Raw genomic sequence first — 16,189 nt, forward strand, 5'->3', positions numbered from 1 at the left:
TGAGGACCAGTTTTCGTCGCGATAACGTGCGGGGAAAGTTACCGGAACAGGCGCGGCTGATCATGGCCGCATGGCAGATGGCACATCCACCCGAACCGCGTGTTCGTACTGTGGTGTCGGCTGCGGTATCGAGGTCACCACCAGAGTCGAGGGTGACCGCAGGGTGATCGCCCGGGTGTCCGGGGACAAACTGCACCCGGCGAACTTCGGCCGGTTGTGCACCAAAGGCCTCATGCACGCCGAGATGATGGCCGCCGCCGACGACCGGCTCCGGTCGGCGATGCTGCGTTCCACCCGCGACGATGAACTGGTGCCGACCCCGGTCGACGACGCGATCGCCGAGGCCGGCCGCAGGTTGCGCGCCATCGTCGACGAGCACGGTCCGGATGCTGTCGCGTTGTACGTGTCGGGGCAGCTGTCGCTGGAAGCGCAGTACCTGGCCACCAAGCTCGCCAAGGGTTATCTGCGTACGCGCCACCTGGAATCGAACTCCCGGTTGTGCATGGCGAGTGCGGGAACGGGTTTCAAGCAATCGCTGGGCGCCGACGGACCTCCGGGCTCCTACGCCGACTTCGACTGCGCGGACCTCTTTTTCGTGATCGGTTCGAACATGGCCGATTGCCACCCGATCCTGTTCCTGCGGATGGCCGATCGGCTCAAGGCCGGAGCCAAGCTCATCGTGGTGGACCCGCGCCGCACCGCCACCGCCGAGAAGGCCGACCTGTTCCTGCAGATCAACCCGGGAACCGACGTGGCCCTGCTCAACGGTCTACTGCACCTGCTCGTGGCGGACGGGGCGATCGATCAGGATTTCATCGCCGAGCACACCGAGGGCTGGGAGGCGATGCCGCAGTTCCTGGCCGATTACCCGCCCGCGCGGGTGGCCGAGATCACCGGCATACCGGAAGCCGACATCCGTACCGCCGCACGGATGATCGCCGAGGCGGGGGAGTGGATGAGCTGCTGGACCATGGGGCTCAACCAGAGCACGCACGGCACCTGGAACACCAATGCCATCTGCAATCTGCATCTGGCAACCGGCGCGATCTGCCGACCGGGCAGCGGGCCGATGTCGCTGACCGGCCAGCCGAACGCGATGGGTGGCCGCGAAATGGGCTACATGGGGCCGGGTTTGCCCGGTCAGCGCGCGGTCTTCTCGGCAGAGGATCGAGCCTTCGTGGAGGGTCGATGGGGACTTGAGCCGGGCACCATCCGCTCCGAGGTGGGTCCCGGGACGATCGGTATGTTCGAGGAGATGGCCGAGGGCCACATCAAGGCGTGCTGGATCATCTGCACCAATCCCGTTGCCACCGTGGCCAACCGCAAGACGGTGATCAACGGTCTGGAGGCGGCCGAGCTGGTGATCGCACAGGACGCCTACCGGTCCACCGCCACCAATCACTACGCCGACATTCTGCTGCCCGCCGGGCTGTGGGCCGAATCCGAAGGTGTCGCAGTCAATTCCGAGCGCAACTTGACGTTGTTGTCCGCGTCCCTACCCCCGGCGGGAGACGCCAGGCCGGACTGGCAGCTGATCTGTGGCGTCGCGGCTGCGCTGGGGTTCGGCGAGCAGTTCGACTACGGCAGCGCCGAAGAGATCTTCGACGAGATCCGCGGGTTCGCCAACCCGAAGACCGGATACGACCTGCGCGGAGCCAGCTACGCCCGGTTGCGGCAGGCACCGCTGCAGTGGCCGTGCCCGCCGGCGGACGCCCCGACCGGTGGGGACGCCCGGCATCCCATCCGGTACCTCAACGACGGCGTCAGCCAGGATCTGTTCGTCGACGCGAACGGCCACCGCCCGCGGTTGGCCTTCGCGACGGCGTCGCGGCGCGCGGTGTTCCACGCCCGCCCGCACCTCGACCCGGCCGAATTGCCCGATGACGATTATCCGTTCGTGCTCAACACCGGCAGGCTGCAGCACCAGTGGCACACCATGACCAAGACCGGCAAGGTCGCCAAGCTCAACAAGCTCAATCCGGGTCCCTTCGTGGAGATTCACCCGGTCGACGCGCAGCGGCTCGGCATCGTCGAAGACGCGTCGGTCGAATTGTCCTCGCGGCGGGGCCGGGCGGTGCTGCCCGCGGTGCTCACCGACCGGGTTCGCCCCGGCAATTGCTTTGTGCCGTTTCACTGGAACGACGAGCACGGGGAATACCTGACCATCAACGCGCTGACCAACGACGCCGTCGACCCGGACTCACTGCAGCCCGAGTTCAAAGCGTGTGCCGTGAGCCTGCGGCCGGTGCTGTCGGTGGCGAGCGCCGCGCCGGCGCATCCGGTCGCCGCGGAGATCGGCCTGACCGCGCTGACCCGGCCCAGCCTGTCTGAACCCGAGAAGGTCTATCTGTCAGGGTTTTTCACCGGACTCGGCGACCCGCCCGCCGGGGTGCCGGTGCTGCCGGAAGCGGCACCGGTCAGTACCACGGTGCGATTGTGGGTCGACGGGGTCCTGGCCGGACGTTATTCGCGTGCCGGTGTGTCGAGCGCGCCGGTCGCACCGTCGGGTCCGTCGGGGCCGTTGGTGCTGTGGGCTTCCCAGACCGGCACCGCCGAAGAGTTCGCGGCGCAGTTGGCCGGCCGGCTGGCCGGCGCCGAACTGGTCGGCATGGACGATCTGGCATTGTCCGACCTCGCGCCCGTACGCGACGTGTTGGTGATCACCAGCACCTTCGGTGACGGTGGCCCGCCCGACAACGGTTCCGATTTCTGGAGCAGGCTGCAAGCTTCGGACGCGCCGAATCTCGCCGGAATCCGTTATGCGGTACTGGGTATCGGTGACCGCGCCTACGACAGCTTCTGTGGCCACGCCAGATCTCTGGACCAGCGGTTGGCCGACCTGGGTGCCACCCGGTTGCTCGACCGCACCGAGTGCGAGGCCTACGACGACGAGCCCATGCAGCGCTGGGCCGACACCGTCGCCGCGCTGATCGCCGGTGAGAGCGACGCGCCCGCGAGCGGTCCCGCCATGCGACACCAGGGTGGCGCCCGCACCATCATCCGCACCGAACCCGACGAATTCACCAGGGCCAAGCCGATTCTGGCGACGTTGGCCCGCAACACGGTGCTGACCGCGCCGACCTCACAGAAAGAGGTCAGGCAGTTCGGTTTCGACATCTCCGACTATGACGTCAGTTACGCCGCGGGCGACTCACTCGGGGTCTACGCCAGTAACGACCCGGCGGTGGTGGACGCCTGGCTGGCGGCCACCGCGCTGAATCCCGATGCGGTCGTCGAGGTCGACGGCAGCGAGCAGTCGTTGCGCGACGCATTGATCACGTCCTACGACATCTGCCGCGTCACCCCGAACCTGCTGGCCTTCGTCGCGGAGTCGGCTGCTGACCGCTCGGCGGCCAAGGTGCTCAAGGGATCCCGCGATCGGCTCGACACCTGGCTGGCCAACCGCAACGGGCTCGACGTCGTCACCGAGTTCGCCACCCGCGCCACTCCCGAACAGTGGCAGGACGTCCTGGTTCGGCTCACCCCCCGCAGCTATTCGATATCGTCGAGCCCACTGGTCAGCCCGCACGAGGTGCAGTTGACGGTGTCAGTGGTCCGGTATCGCGGTGCCGACGGGACCGGTCGCAGCGGGGTGTGCTCGACCTTCCTGGCCGACCGGGCCGCTGCGGCCGCGGTTTTCCTGCAACGCTCACCGCATTTCCGGCCGCCGCCCGAGGCCGACACCCCGATGATCATGGTGGGTCCGGGCACCGGTGTCGCACCGTTCCGCGGCTTCCTGCAGGAGCGCCGGGCCCTGGGCCACCGCGGACGCAACTGGTTGTTCTTCGGTGACCAGCACCGCGACGAGAACTATTACTACCGTGATGATTTCGAGGCGATGGCGCACGACGGCCTGCTCACCCGGCTCGACCTGGCGTTCTCTCGGGATCAGGCGCGGCGGGTCTACGTGCAGCACAGGATGCTCGAGCGCGGCGCCGAGGTGTGGCGGTGGCTGCAGGACGGCGCCCACTTCTATGTGTGTGGGGACGCCACCCGGATGGCCAGGGACGTCGATACGGTGCTGAGCACGATCATCCGCACTCACGGCGGCATGTCGGACGAGGCCGCGCATGACTACAAGCGGGAACTGGTCGCCGACAAGCGGTATGTGCGCGACGTGTATTGAGCGCTACTGGCCCAGATCGCTCCACACGATCTTGGCGAGCTGGTCGCGGTCGGCCACGCCGAGCTTGATGCAGGCCCGGTAGATGTGACCCTCGACGGTGCGCACCGACACGGTGAGCCGCTCGGCGATGTCGCGGTTGGACAGGCCCCCGGCGACCAGCCCGGCGATCTCGCGTTCCCGGGCGGTCACCGGCAGCGGCCGGGCCGCCGACCGGATGGCAGGCGTTGCCGCACCACCGCAGCGCGCGGCCAGATGCAGGGCGTGGGCCGCCGATTCGGTGCTGCGACGGCGCTGGCCGGCCCGGTCGTGCAGCGGCACGGCTTGCGCGGCGGCATCCGCGGCCGACAGGTTGAGGCCGGCCTGCTCGAATGCCTCGGAGACCGCGTCGAGTTCGGCGGGATCGGCTGCGGCCACCGCCGCCGCGTGCCGGGCGTAGAGGGCTGCGGGTGATCCGTCGATGCGGCCGGCGAGGGCCTCCAAGCGTCGGGTCACCGTGCGGTCGCCGAAGCGCGCGGCGTGGTGCAGGGCTTCGGCCTCGATCGCGAACTGGCCCGACGAATGCGCGGCGTCGGCGGCGGCGCGGGCCAGGTCGATGGCCGAGCGGTGCCCACCCTTGGCGGCGGCCACCCAGGCCTTGGCGATGGTCCATTGCGGATCGTGCAGCGCCATATGGGGACCCGAGTGCTCCGTCGCATCCTCGAGCACGCGTTCGGCCTGCTCGGGGTTGCCCACCGCGGCGTACGCGCGGGCCAGCAACAGCCGGCCGACCAGCTGCCACGGCAGCGACGATTCCGCGTTCAAGGCCGCCAGCGCCTGTTCCAGCACGGTGATCGCGTCGCGGAACTGGCCGCGGTAGGTGGCCACCAGGCCGGTCATCATCTTCGCGATCGCCCAGCCCACAAACTGTCCGGCAGTGGAGAATTCGGCGTACTCAGCGGCCCGCTGCTCGGCCAGGTCGAGCTCACCGAGGTGGGTCAGCGCGAGCACGTCACCGTAGTGGACCATCAACCGGATCATGCCGTCGGTGGACTTGCGCTCGGCCCGGCAGCGCGCGGCGATCGGTTCGAATGCGGTGCCCCGGCCCGCCACCGGCATGGCCAGCCCCGCGCCCAGCGCAGCGAAGTCCACAGCTTGTTTGGGTGCTGCCGGGTCGGCCAGCACCTGTTCGGCGGCGGCCAGCCCGGTGGTGACCTTGTTCTCGTGCACGGCCATCGCCGATCCGGTGGCTTCCACCACGAGCCGCAGGCTGGGGTGGGTGACGCGGGAGCGCAGCAGCTCCAGCAGCCGCTCGGCCCGGGCGACATCGCCCATGGACCAGAACAGGATGGACAGCCGGGGGATGCCCCACTGCACGAGTTGCAGCTCGTCGAGCTCGTCGGGGGAGAACCGGGCCAGCACGTTGTCGGCCTGGGCGGGGTGGCCCTGCCACAGCAGCGCCCGGGACAGCAGCTCGGCCGCGGGCAGTCCGCCGCCCCGGTCGAACGCGGCGCGGGCCAGCCGTTCACCGAGCGGAAGGTTGGACAGGAACACCGCATCCTTGGCCGCGGTGATCAACAGGTCGGCGTCGGCGGACTGATCGCTGTCGACGCACAGCTGGGCCAGCCGGATTCTGCTTGCGGCCGAATCGAGTTCGCGCTGCCGCAGGATACCGACGATGTTGCCGCGCAGCTTGCGGGCCGACGCGGTGCCCACGCGCCTGCGGACCACCTCGCCGAACAGCGGATGGCTGAACCGGGCATTGACCTGCCGGTCGTCCTCGGTGATACGGATCAGGCCGCGCATCTCGGCGCCGTCGACGGCGTCCTCGCCGGCGAGTTCGGCCAGCGCGTCGATGTCCAGCGGTTCGCACAGCGACAGCAGTTTCAGCGCATGCAGCACATCGGTGCCCGCGTGGGCCAGGCGCTCGTCGAGCAGCTCGGCGAGCCCGGACGGGATGACGGTGGGACCGCGGAACTGCCAGACCCCGTTGACCTCGGTGAGTGTCCCGGCGTCCACGGCACCTTCGACCATGTTGCGCAGGAACAGGGGGTTGCCGCCGGAGGACTCCCACATCACGTCGGCGCTGAGGCCCTCCAGCGTGCCGCCCAGCACGGTCTCGATGAGCGCGATGCTCTGTTCCTTGCTGAACGGGCGCAGTTCGAGGCGTTCCAGATAGCCGTCTTTCCACAGTGAGGTGACTGCGTCGGGTACCGGCTCGCCGGTGCGCACGGTGGCCACCACCCGGCCGGCGCGCTCGACGGCGATCTGGTGCAGCAGCGTCGCCGACAGCTGGTCCAGCAGATGCGCGTCGTCGATGCCGACGATGGTGTCGCCCTCGGCGACAAGGGATTCGCGCGCGGACCCGAGCAGTGCGATCGGGTCGCGGGAGGCCGATGGCCGCACCCAGGACGCGAAGGCGCCCAGCGGAATGCTGCGGGAGGACTCGGTGCACGCGGTCCAGTGCACCTTCGTGTCCATCGAAGACGTGACGGTGCGCGCCAGGGTGGTCTTGCCGACACCGGCGGCCCCCACGAGCACGACGCCGCAACTGTCCGTGCTGCTGAGCGCAGAGCGGATGGCCGCGTGTTCCGTCGGCCGGTCCAGCATCTGCCAATACCCTGGCATGGACGCACAGTCTAAGTGCCGGTGGCGGATACCGCTGCCGTGGGCGGTATCCGAGATGTGCCACTTCGGCTGTTGGCGCTGGGTCGCGGGCATGGGACCAAGGTTTCGGTGTTTGCGGATCAGGAATCCGGCAGTTGGGCGATGTCGGTCGGTTCCAGGCTGGGCGCCCGGTTCACCTCGTGCCGGTAGATCGAGGAGGCGTCGTACACATCCTTTTTCAGCCGGTTGATCGAGCCGAGGGGGCGGTGCGCGGCCAGGCCCCGCCACGAGTTGAACGACAGCACGTCGTCACCGAACGCGCGGCGTTGCGGACCGGCCGGGTTTTGCGGGCCGAAGACGATTTTCGCGACCGGGCGGTGCGGTGAGGCCTCCTCGGGCCAGGCCACCGTGGCGTCCTCGATCGGCATGGTCTTCGGGTCGGTGCAGAGCTGGACACTGAGCTCGTATTCGGCGCTGTGGGCGGCCAGGAAATCCATGATCAGGTCGCGGTGCGCGTCCTGATCGGCGTCTTTCGGAAGTAGCTGGGTCTCAAGGGCTTTCACTTCGTCTGAGAGCGGAGCGTAGCGGAGCTTCGCCACGTAGTCGCCGTAGCGGATCGGTGCCGAGGAGTAGAACGTTTCGCCGAGGATAGGCCGGTTCTCGGCGACGAATACCGCCACGTTGGCGGGAATCGGCAGGCCGATCCGCTTGAGCCCGGCCAGGATGTCGCTGCCGACGGCCAGCACGCCGTCGGGCAGCCGGGCCAGCAGGGTGGCTGTCGGCATGCCTTTGACCAGATAGTCGTGGGCGTCGGCGAAGAGGAACTCCCGGTGGGTCACCATGATGAAGTCCTGGGTGGTGGCGTCGTCGCCGGCCCGGGCCCGCGGGCCCTGCACGCCAAGCACTTTGACGGCCAGGCCGCGTACGCCGCGCACCCGGTCGCTGCGTAGCACACCCGACGTGGTCGACAGCCGGGCGATCACCGGATACGTGCGCGGCGCGGCGAACAATCCCTGTGCCAAGGACGGCGGCAGATCCGGGTACACGGTCAGCTCGCCGCGCAGGATCGCGTGGCTCTTGGCGTGCGCATCGCGCAACCCGTGCTTGAACTTCTTGTACGCCCGCACATTGTTCTTGTGCAGCGCTTCGACGATCTTGGCGATGTCCTCGGCTTCGTCGGGCCTGGGCTGTTCGAGATCGTCGCGGTACCGGACGAACATCGACTCGTCGACAGCGGTCATCGTGGCGTGGCCTTTCTCGGCGATGCGGCGCCGGCCGGGTTCCATGGTGTGAACGGATTGCGCACGCCTTCGAGCGCAGGTTCGAGTTCGCGGTGGTGGCGCAGCAGCACACTGCGCATGTTGTTGTCCCGGATCCAGTCCATCCCGACCTCGGTGTAGATCTCCTTGCGGAAACTGTCGGTGAAGAACCGGTCGCTTTCCAGCCGTCGCGACGCCATCAGGATGAACACCCGAAACGCGGTGTCGCTGAAGCCGAAACCGGGTGGCTTCGGCTCGGCGTAGAGGCCGATCATGAGGTCCACCGACTCGATGTCGTCGTAGACCTCCCGCAGCTCGGCCGCCAGGGTGGTCTCGCCGGTGAGCTCCTCGAAACTGGCCGCCGGCCTGAGCCGGAACAACCGTCGAAACTCGTTGTATCGCGGGACCCCTCGCTCCCGCGATCGAATGAGATCGATGGTGGCCAGATCGAGGAGCTCACCGTCTATGTGCTGCAGATGCTGCAGGTGGTGTGGATAGTTGTGCAGGTTGAGGGCACCGGGATTGGCGCGGCCGAACGAGTACAGCAGGTCGGTCATCGACGTCTCGGCGAGCCGGGCCCGGACGTTCTCGACGGTCAGGTCCGGCAGTTCGTGTACCGAGAGCACGTGGTCGTCGGTGGCCGAGCGGAAGGTGTACGTGTCGGGGACCAACGGATGCATCCGGTACACCGCGACGAACTCTTCGGTGAGCGAGTACGGGATGCCGTGGTGGTTGGTCGGCGAACCGGGGATCCCGTGCAGCAGCACGCTGCTGCTCAACCGGCCGAAGCGGCGCGCGAACCCTTCGCCGAGCAGCCCGAACCAGTTGGCCCGCATGGCCGCGACCGTGGTCGGGTGCGCGATGATCGCCGGGGTCCAGTCGACGGTGTGGATCTTGGCCATCAGCGCGGCATTGACCAACCGGGCCTTGTCGTAGAGCTGCTGCGCCGACAGCTGCGGGTAGGCCGCGGCGAGCCGGTCGCGGATCGCGTTGTGCTCGCGCATGAACAACGAATGCAGCAGCGCCAGCCCGACCCAGAAGTTGGCCGCGGTACCGGTCAGATCCACCGTGGCCTCCACATCGGGCGGCGGCAGGCCCGCGTCGTCGATGCGCAGTCGCCCGGTCTCGGGGCACCGCAGCGCGTCCGCGAATGCCGGTGTGGTGCCGTAGATCTGCGACGAGTCCCACCAGTGCGTCTCCTGCGTGGTGAACGTCGCGGGGCCGGTCGGATCGGGATGAGGGTCCGGCGTGGTCCGGTCGACTCGCATGGGCCGCTGCGGCCACGGGTCGTCGTCGGCCAACGGCACCACCCACGGTTGCGTGGTGACGGTGCCGTGGCTGAACCAGTCGTGCACCTCGAACTGGATCCACGCGGCGGCCAGCACGTTGAGTGTGGTGGCGGGCTGAAACTCGGTCCGCGCCAACAGCGTGCGGCTGATCAGCCGAGGGTTGGGTTCCAGCAGGTGCGTCTCGCTCTCCGGATGCTGATGGGCGGGCGGGACATTGCGCCCGAACCGGCAACCCAACGCTCCCATCTGGGGGCTGCCCAGATCGTTGTGCCTGCCGCTGCGCGTGCGGGCGACGAGATAAGCAGACGGACCGTCATCGCCCGGATCGGGCACCGGGCCCGCATCGAAGAGGTTCTGGGTGCGCAACTGGTGGCGCAGGCCGATGAGCACACCCAGGCCCAGCACCGTCGGCAGCCGGAACCAGCCGATGGTCTGATCCACCCGCTGGGCGAACCGGGCGGCGATGCTGGCCAACCAGTTCGGGCGTCGAGCCGTGGTCACCATATTCCGTCTCCCCATCCGCGCACGCCAGGAATGTTGCCGTAGCAGCCGGGGAAAGGCACGAGTAGTGCGCTACTCGAACCGAGCCAGTCGCCAGTGGCACAGCGCGACTACTTGCGTGAGCAATGGGGTAGTGCTGTTCGAACTGGAGTAGTGCGCCACTCGTGTCAGACATATCCACCGGGTGGTACGTTTCCTGGTATCGGCAACAGAACTTGCTGAGGGGAGTATCGGAGATGTCCGAGATGTCTGTGACCTCGACCGACCGAGAATCGGCTCGATCATGATGGCCTGGCTTGCCGCACTGCCGGTGTTGCTGTTGATCACGGCGGTGCTCGGCGTGTACGACCTGCAGCGCTGGCTTGAGCGCTGGGACCACGACCGGCACCTGTCGGATTGAGACCGGTGCGATGCCAGAGGTAGTGCGGTGACCACAGCCGACGATCCATGGCCCGATCGGGTGCATTGCGCGCTCGGCCACCTGGACCGCCTCGAGATGCCTGCCGACCCGCAGCACATCCGCGAGGCGGTCGCCGCGCGCTTCGCCTCCCGGTTCACCGCGCACGACCGACCCTGCGTCGACGGAAGCCCGCGCTGGCACGGTGAGGTCGACCGGGCCGTCGACCAACTGCTCGGAGCCGGTGTCGTCGCCTCGACCGCCCAGGCGGTGCAGTTGACGGCTCCGGGTCGACGCGGCGTCGACGATGCCTGCGCGTCGGCGTTGGCCACCGACGAACGTGCGCTCGCAGCCGCACCCGCGGCGCCCACCGCCGGGCCGGGCCGCGACGCGCTACTGGCCGGGGTGATCACCCCGCCGCTGCGGGCGAAGTTCGTCGTCCCGCCCGGCGGGGACGCCGCCCAGGCGCGGGATGCGTTGTGGCCGGTGATGATCGAGCTGAACCTGCGGTACGCCGACGGCACCGCCGCGGCGATGCAACGGGTGCGCGACCTGTGGCGGCTGGTCGACGGGACGGGCGTGCCGGTGCCCGTCGCCGGGCAGTACCTGGTGGGGGACCTGACCACCGGCCAGATCGAGGGGTTGGTATCCGCCGACGCGGTGCCACAGCGCTGGCCGGCCCGGGCCGTCTACCGGATCTGGCCCGACTTCGACACCCAACCCCTCATCGACGCATCCTCCGCAACCATCAAGGCCATTCCCGCGCAACGCGCGTTCGACAGCTTCGGCGACGGAATCGTCTGGGCAGTGGTCGATTCCGGCGTCGCGGCAGACCACCCGCACTTCATCGGGCATCAGACCCTGTCCGATCCTGCGGTGGCCGACCTGCACCGCGACTTCACCGCCGGTGAGCAGGTCGCCTCCGCCCTGATCGACGACGACGGGCACGGCACGCACGTCGCCGGCATCATCGCCGGCGGCCTGGTGGGGTTCAAGCCCGAGGACGTCTACGTCGCCGAGAAACGCTTCAACGTCGGCGCGCCGGACGGGGACGATCCGATCCTGCAGCAGCGCACGGTGACCGACGTCAGCAAGCTCGCCGGGATGGCCCCTCGGGCAAAGCTGGTCAGCCTCAAGGTCCTCGGTCCCGGCGATCAGACGTCACGCGTGAGTCGCGTGATGCGCGCGCTGGACTACGTCCGCGAGGTCAACGCGCAGAGCGAGCGGATGCCGCGCATCCACGGGGTCAATCTCAGTCTGGGTTACGAATTCGCCGCCGAGTGGTTCGCCTGCGGCCAGAGCCCGCTCTGCCTGGAGGTCGACAAGACCGTGCGCTCGGGTGTCGTGGTCGTGGTGGCGTCGGGCAACACCGGTTACGTGTCGCTGAACCCGCTCTTCGCCAGTGACGTCACCAAATTCAGCGCCGACATGACGATCAACGATCCGGGCAACGCCGAACGGGCCATCACCGTCGGGGCCACGCATCGCGACGCTCCGCACACCTACGGGGTTTCGTACTTCTCATCCAAAGGGCCCACCGGGGACGGACGGCGCAAGCCGGATCTGGTGGCGCCGGGGGAGCGGATCACCTCGGCCGCCGCGGGCAAGAACCGGATCAGCGTCCAGCAGCAGACCGAGGCGCCGATCGCCGACGGGGTGGCGCTGTACGTCGAGGCCAGCGGCACCAGCATGGCCGCCCCGCACGTGTCCGGCGCCATCGCGGCGTTCCTGTCGGTCCAGCGCGAACTCATCGGCAAGCCCGACGACATCAAGCGCATTTTCGTCGAATCGGCGACCTCACTCGGCCGCGATCCGGCCTTCGAGGGCAGCGGTCTGGTCGATCTGCTGCGCGCACTGCAATCGGTATGAGGTGAAAGGAAAAACCCATGGGCAACATCGAGAGCATCGACGGCAGGCCGCTGTTTCGACTGGTGTTCGACGCCGACGGTGACATCGATCCGGCGACATCGGCCGCGCTGACCGAGGGCATCCGGGAGAGTGCGCTGACCGACCTGGTGATCTTCTCGCATGGCTGGAACAACGACGAGGCCGCGGCGACATCACTTTACGAGCGCTGGTTCAAACTGCTGGCGCAACAACTGGATCCGTCGTACACCGTCGGGTTCGTCGGGCTCCGGTGGCCATCGCAGCTGTGGCGCGACGAGCCGATCCCCGACTTCGCCGACGAACAGACCGACGACGCCGCAGGCGCCGTCGCGCTCGCGCAGGCCCCGACCTTCCCGGCCGGGCCGCCAACCCTCGACGCCGCTCAACTCGCCGACCTCAAGGAGATGTTCCCGGGCGGCAGCGAAGATCTCGATGTGATCGCCGGCCTGCTGGCCCAGCCGCCCACCGCGGTGGGCGCCACCCAGATGTTCGCCGCGATGCGCGCGTTCAACGCCCACACCGACACCGGATTCAGCGACGGCGAAGCGGATCCCGCCGCGATGCTGGCCCCGGGTACTCCCGGAATGCTCGACCCGCAGCGCAGTCCGGTCGACGTGTTCACCAAGTTCGGTGACCGGCTCGCCGACGCAGGCGCCACGTTCGGCGATGGCGGCGGTGGAGCGGCCGGGCTGGGCGGTCTCGCCGAGAAGGTATGGCAGGGCGCGAAAGAGGCGCTGCGGCAGCTCAGCTACTGGCAGATGAAGAACCGTGCAGGCGTGGTCGGCCGCAACGGGCTTGGCCCGGCCATCGACCGGTTGGCAGACGAGTATCCGGCGTTGCGGTTCCATCTTGTCGGGCACAGCTTCGGTGGCCGTCTGGTGTCCTACGCGCTGGCCGGGATGCGGGACCGCAAACCCTCGCCCGTGAAGGCAGTCACGTTGATGGAGGCGGCGTACTCGCGGTTTGCCTTCGCCGACCGGTTGCCGTTCCGGCAGGCTTCCGGCGCGCTGGCGGGCTGCCAGAACCGCGTCGACGGTCCCGTGACCGTCTGCTTCTCCCGCTACGACCGGGCGCTGAGCACGTTCTATCCGCTCGCTTCGGCTGCTGCGGGCGACGACGCGGCAGGGTTGGACGATCCGCTGTTCCGGTGGCGGGCCATGGGCTCGCTGGGTGCCTACCGCGCGGTGACCCAGCCGCTCGGCGACGACGGAGTGCCGTACCGGTTCCAGCCGCGTCAGCTGTTCAACCTGGACGCCTCGGCAGTCGTGAACGCCGACGCCGGCCCGTCGGGCGCGCACAGCGACATCTTCCATTCGGAACTGAGCTGGGTGACCGCATTCGCGGGTGGCTTGAACAAGCCGTGAATCACTGCGTGTGATCCGATCTCGCCGTAGGTCCGAAGGGGCAGTCATCGGTCGTTGTCCTTGCGGCGTATCCCTCGCCCTCAACACAATGGGGAGGCGCCGTCGTAGGGAGTGGCGATATGTCCGTATCAAGGGCACGACCCGAGCCTCAGCGCAGCCACGATCGGCCTCGCCCGTCGCACACCCCGCTGCCCGCGATCAGAAGCGACGCCGCACCGAAGGTCTCCGCCGTGGGTGCTCCCGCCCTCGTCGCCCTCCAACGCCTCGCCGGAAACCAGGCTGTCCTCACCTTGCCTCACCTCCAGCGCCTCGCACTCGTCGACGGTCCGCCGCTCGCACCCGGCAATTACCGCTACGGCAACGACATCGTCAGTGTCGATGCGAAAGCGATGAACAAACTTCTGACCGATATGGCAGGACGCAACGGACTCGTGGCCGAGCGCACATGGCAGGCGGAGTTCGTCGCAGATATGAAGGGCACGCCCGGCGCCAACGTCCACAAATACGACGACCCTACGAAGGGCCAGACAGTCAGTGTCGAGCCGACGATGGCCACCAACGCCGAGCAAGGTCAGCGGGGCGTCGACGACGGTGTGACGTTGGCGCAGAAGCAGTTTCAGCAGGACCTGCTGGGCACCGTCAGCAGCATGCTCGACTCCAGCGAGAGTCGTCTTCTCGCTGAGGGCAAGCGATACGGATTTCCCAACCAGGAGTCGATCCTCAACCCCACTCCAATGACTGCCGGCCAAGCCGCAATCTTCGCGTCGATGCCGTGGAGCGAAGAGATCCGCGGGATGATGCGGGCTGCGAAAGCCCTCGTCGACGGCAAGCAGAAGCTGAAGAAGGCCAAGGACGCGAATGCCAAGATGGGGCCGTTTCTCGGAGAGATGGTTCGGCCGACGACGCTGGAACCTGCGGTCAAGGAGTACCACGCCCTGCGGCAGAAGCAGTGCAGCGACTATCCGATCCTGTCTTCGTTCGAACGCGACGACACGAAGCTTGCCGAGCTCGCATCCAACGCCCAGTTCGCGCAGCCCGGTTCGACCGGTCAGGCTGCCACGACGGCGCTGATGGATGCGCAGGAGAAGATTCGTCACGACATCGCCGACAAGCTGGCGAACATCGCGTACGTCAAGAGCAACATGAACGACGACGACAAGATCAAGAAGTTCTGGACCAACCCCTCGCTGCGTGACGGCACAAAGCGGAAGATGGCGATCGGCGCCGGTTCATTACCCAGTGCGGCGATCGACGACAAGATCCGGGGTATCAACGAAGACGCCGAGTTCGACGGCAAGCTCAAGACGGCCATCGGCACGGGACTTCTGCTGGCCTCACTCATCCCGGGTGTCGGACTCGTCGCAGGCGGTATCGGCATGGTGATGGGTGCGGTCGACGTCTACGGCGCGTTCCAGGACTTCTTCTGGGAGGAAGCGGCATCGGGTACCGCGATGGACAAGGCCGAGGCGATATCCCAGACCGATCCGTCGCTGTTCTCCTTGGGGGCCGCGCTCGCCTTCGGCCTGCTCGAAGGGGTCGCGGAGGTCAAGGCTCTCGAGGGTGCCATCGCCGTGTTCAAGGCTGTCGGCGCCGCCTACAAGGAGGCGCGTGCCGCTGCGGCCATCGCCAAGGTGGCCAGGGGCGCCGGAGCAGCCGAAGTGCTTGCGGCACAGAAGAAATTGCACCTCGCGGTGGAATCGGCAAGTGAGAAGCCAGGATTGGGCGCACAGATCGTCGCGACCGCGATGGGCGACGCCGAATCCATGGCCACCGATCTCAAGGCCGCACTGGACAAGATCAAGGACCCGGCACTCAAGGATCTCATCGTCACGGCCAGCCGGGATAAACCGAACGAGGTCAGCCTGGCCGATCTGGCCGTCGCCGACCCGGAAAAACTTCAGGCCGACTATGAGATCTGGAAGAAGGCCTCCCGCGACAAGGACAATCCGGATCGGGGCAAACGCTTCGATGATTGGTTGCGGGACAAGGCGACTCCGGAACAGCCCGGAACCATCACCGATCCGGCCGGACTGGTCGAGTACGGTCTCGACAACGCCGGCGCCAAACGGAGCTTCGAAGCGATGATCAGCGACGACCCGTCGCGTGAGGCAGCGATCTTCCGCGATACGGCCACCGGCGAATGTGTCGCGGTTCAAGGCGGGCATTCATTTGTCGAAGGCCGGTCGTGGCAGATGCTCAAGGAGAACTTCCGCAACGGTGACCCCGCCGAATGGCACCTGGAAATCCACTACCACCCGAACCGGGGGCTCGCTTTCGATCGGCTGCCCTCGATGGCCGACTTCGATCTCGTCACCGGGGACACCCTTGCACTGCGGTCCCGAACTCCGGTCAAGTCTGCGATCGCCTGGCAGGACCCGGTCTCGAAAATCCGGTTCGAGACCGAATATGGGTTCGTTCCCGGGGCCGAACGCCCGTTCTGGACGCGCTATCGGGTCGACGACGGCACCATGCGCGTCGCGAGTTTCAAAGACCCACCCTGGACCGGTCCTGGCGCCGCGGAGTATCAGCAGTTTCTGTACAACAAGGCAGTTCTCGATCCCGCGACCGCCGTGCCGGGCGGGAACGTCATGCCGGTGCCCGGACCGTTACCACCCCCGCCGCTGCTCCCTGCGCCGCCCGGGGCTGAGCCGAACCGGCTGCGGCCGCCGCCCAAGCCCCGCCGTTGACTCTGTGGTGAGGGCGTCGGCTACTCGCGCTTCTGCGCCGTGGACGCAGAGTCAGTGTCTGCCGGGTCGGTGGCCGAAACCTGCCCGTCGCCACGG

At 67.7% G+C, this 16,189-nt stretch carries 7 protein-coding genes; 4 read left to right on the forward strand and 3 right to left on the reverse strand.

The genetic code is table 11. From position 1 onward, the window contains the following. The first annotated feature begins 70 nt into the window (after positions 1-70). Complete coding sequence (locus BTO20_RS13795; RefSeq protein ID WP_087076683.1) at positions 71-4,126, forward strand: bifunctional nitrate reductase/sulfite reductase flavoprotein subunit alpha; 4,056 nt, start codon at positions 71-73, stop codon at positions 4,124-4,126. 3 nt (positions 4,127-4,129) lie between these two features. On the opposite strand, the gene BTO20_RS13800 is transcribed toward BTO20_RS13795, so the two are convergent. The 3 genes from BTO20_RS13800 to BTO20_RS13810 all read right to left on the reverse strand — a co-directional run bounded on the left by BTO20_RS13800 (position 4,130) and on the right by BTO20_RS13810 (position 9,761). Further along, complete coding sequence (locus BTO20_RS13800) at positions 4,130-6,730, reverse strand: LuxR C-terminal-related transcriptional regulator (protein ID WP_087076685.1); 2,601 nt, start codon at positions 6,728-6,730, stop codon at positions 4,130-4,132. A 119-nt stretch (positions 6,731-6,849) separates the two neighbouring features. Continuing rightward, positions 6,850-7,950: a catalase family protein gene (locus BTO20_RS13805; RefSeq protein ID WP_087082052.1), complete on the reverse strand. Its 1,101-nt coding sequence runs from the start codon at positions 7,948-7,950 to the stop codon at positions 6,850-6,852. After that, positions 7,947-9,761 (reverse strand): peroxidase family protein, encoded by a 1,815-nt coding sequence (locus BTO20_RS13810; RefSeq protein WP_087076687.1) that lies wholly within the window; start codon positions 9,759-9,761, stop codon positions 7,947-7,949. Before BTO20_RS13810 ends, BTO20_RS13805 begins: the two co-directional genes overlap by 4 nt. Positions 9,762-10,185: 424 nt before the next feature. Between BTO20_RS13810 and BTO20_RS13815 the strand changes: the two genes are divergently transcribed. The 3 genes from BTO20_RS13815 (at position 10,186) to BTO20_RS13825 (ending at position 16,093) form a co-directional block, all read left to right on the forward strand. Next, complete coding sequence (locus tag BTO20_RS13815) at positions 10,186-12,024, forward strand: S8 family peptidase (protein ID WP_087076689.1); 1,839 nt, start codon at positions 10,186-10,188, stop codon at positions 12,022-12,024. A 17-nt stretch (positions 12,025-12,041) separates the two neighbouring features. Then, positions 12,042-13,406 carry an alpha/beta fold hydrolase gene (locus BTO20_RS13820; protein ID WP_087076691.1) on the forward strand — a complete coding sequence of 455 codons (1,365 nt, stop codon included), beginning with the start codon at positions 12,042-12,044 and terminating at the stop codon, positions 13,404-13,406. Between the two features lie 230 nt (positions 13,407-13,636). Next, the gene (locus BTO20_RS13825; RefSeq protein WP_087076693.1) at positions 13,637-16,093 is read left to right on the forward strand and encodes a hypothetical protein; all 2,457 of its coding nucleotides are present in this window, start codon (positions 13,637-13,639) and stop codon (positions 16,091-16,093) included. The last annotated feature ends 96 nt before the right edge of the window (positions 16,094-16,189 follow it).

The sequence above is a fragment of the Mycobacterium dioxanotrophicus genome, assembly GCF_002157835.1.
Taxonomy (GTDB): domain Bacteria; phylum Actinomycetota; class Actinomycetes; order Mycobacteriales; family Mycobacteriaceae; genus Mycobacterium; species Mycobacterium dioxanotrophicus.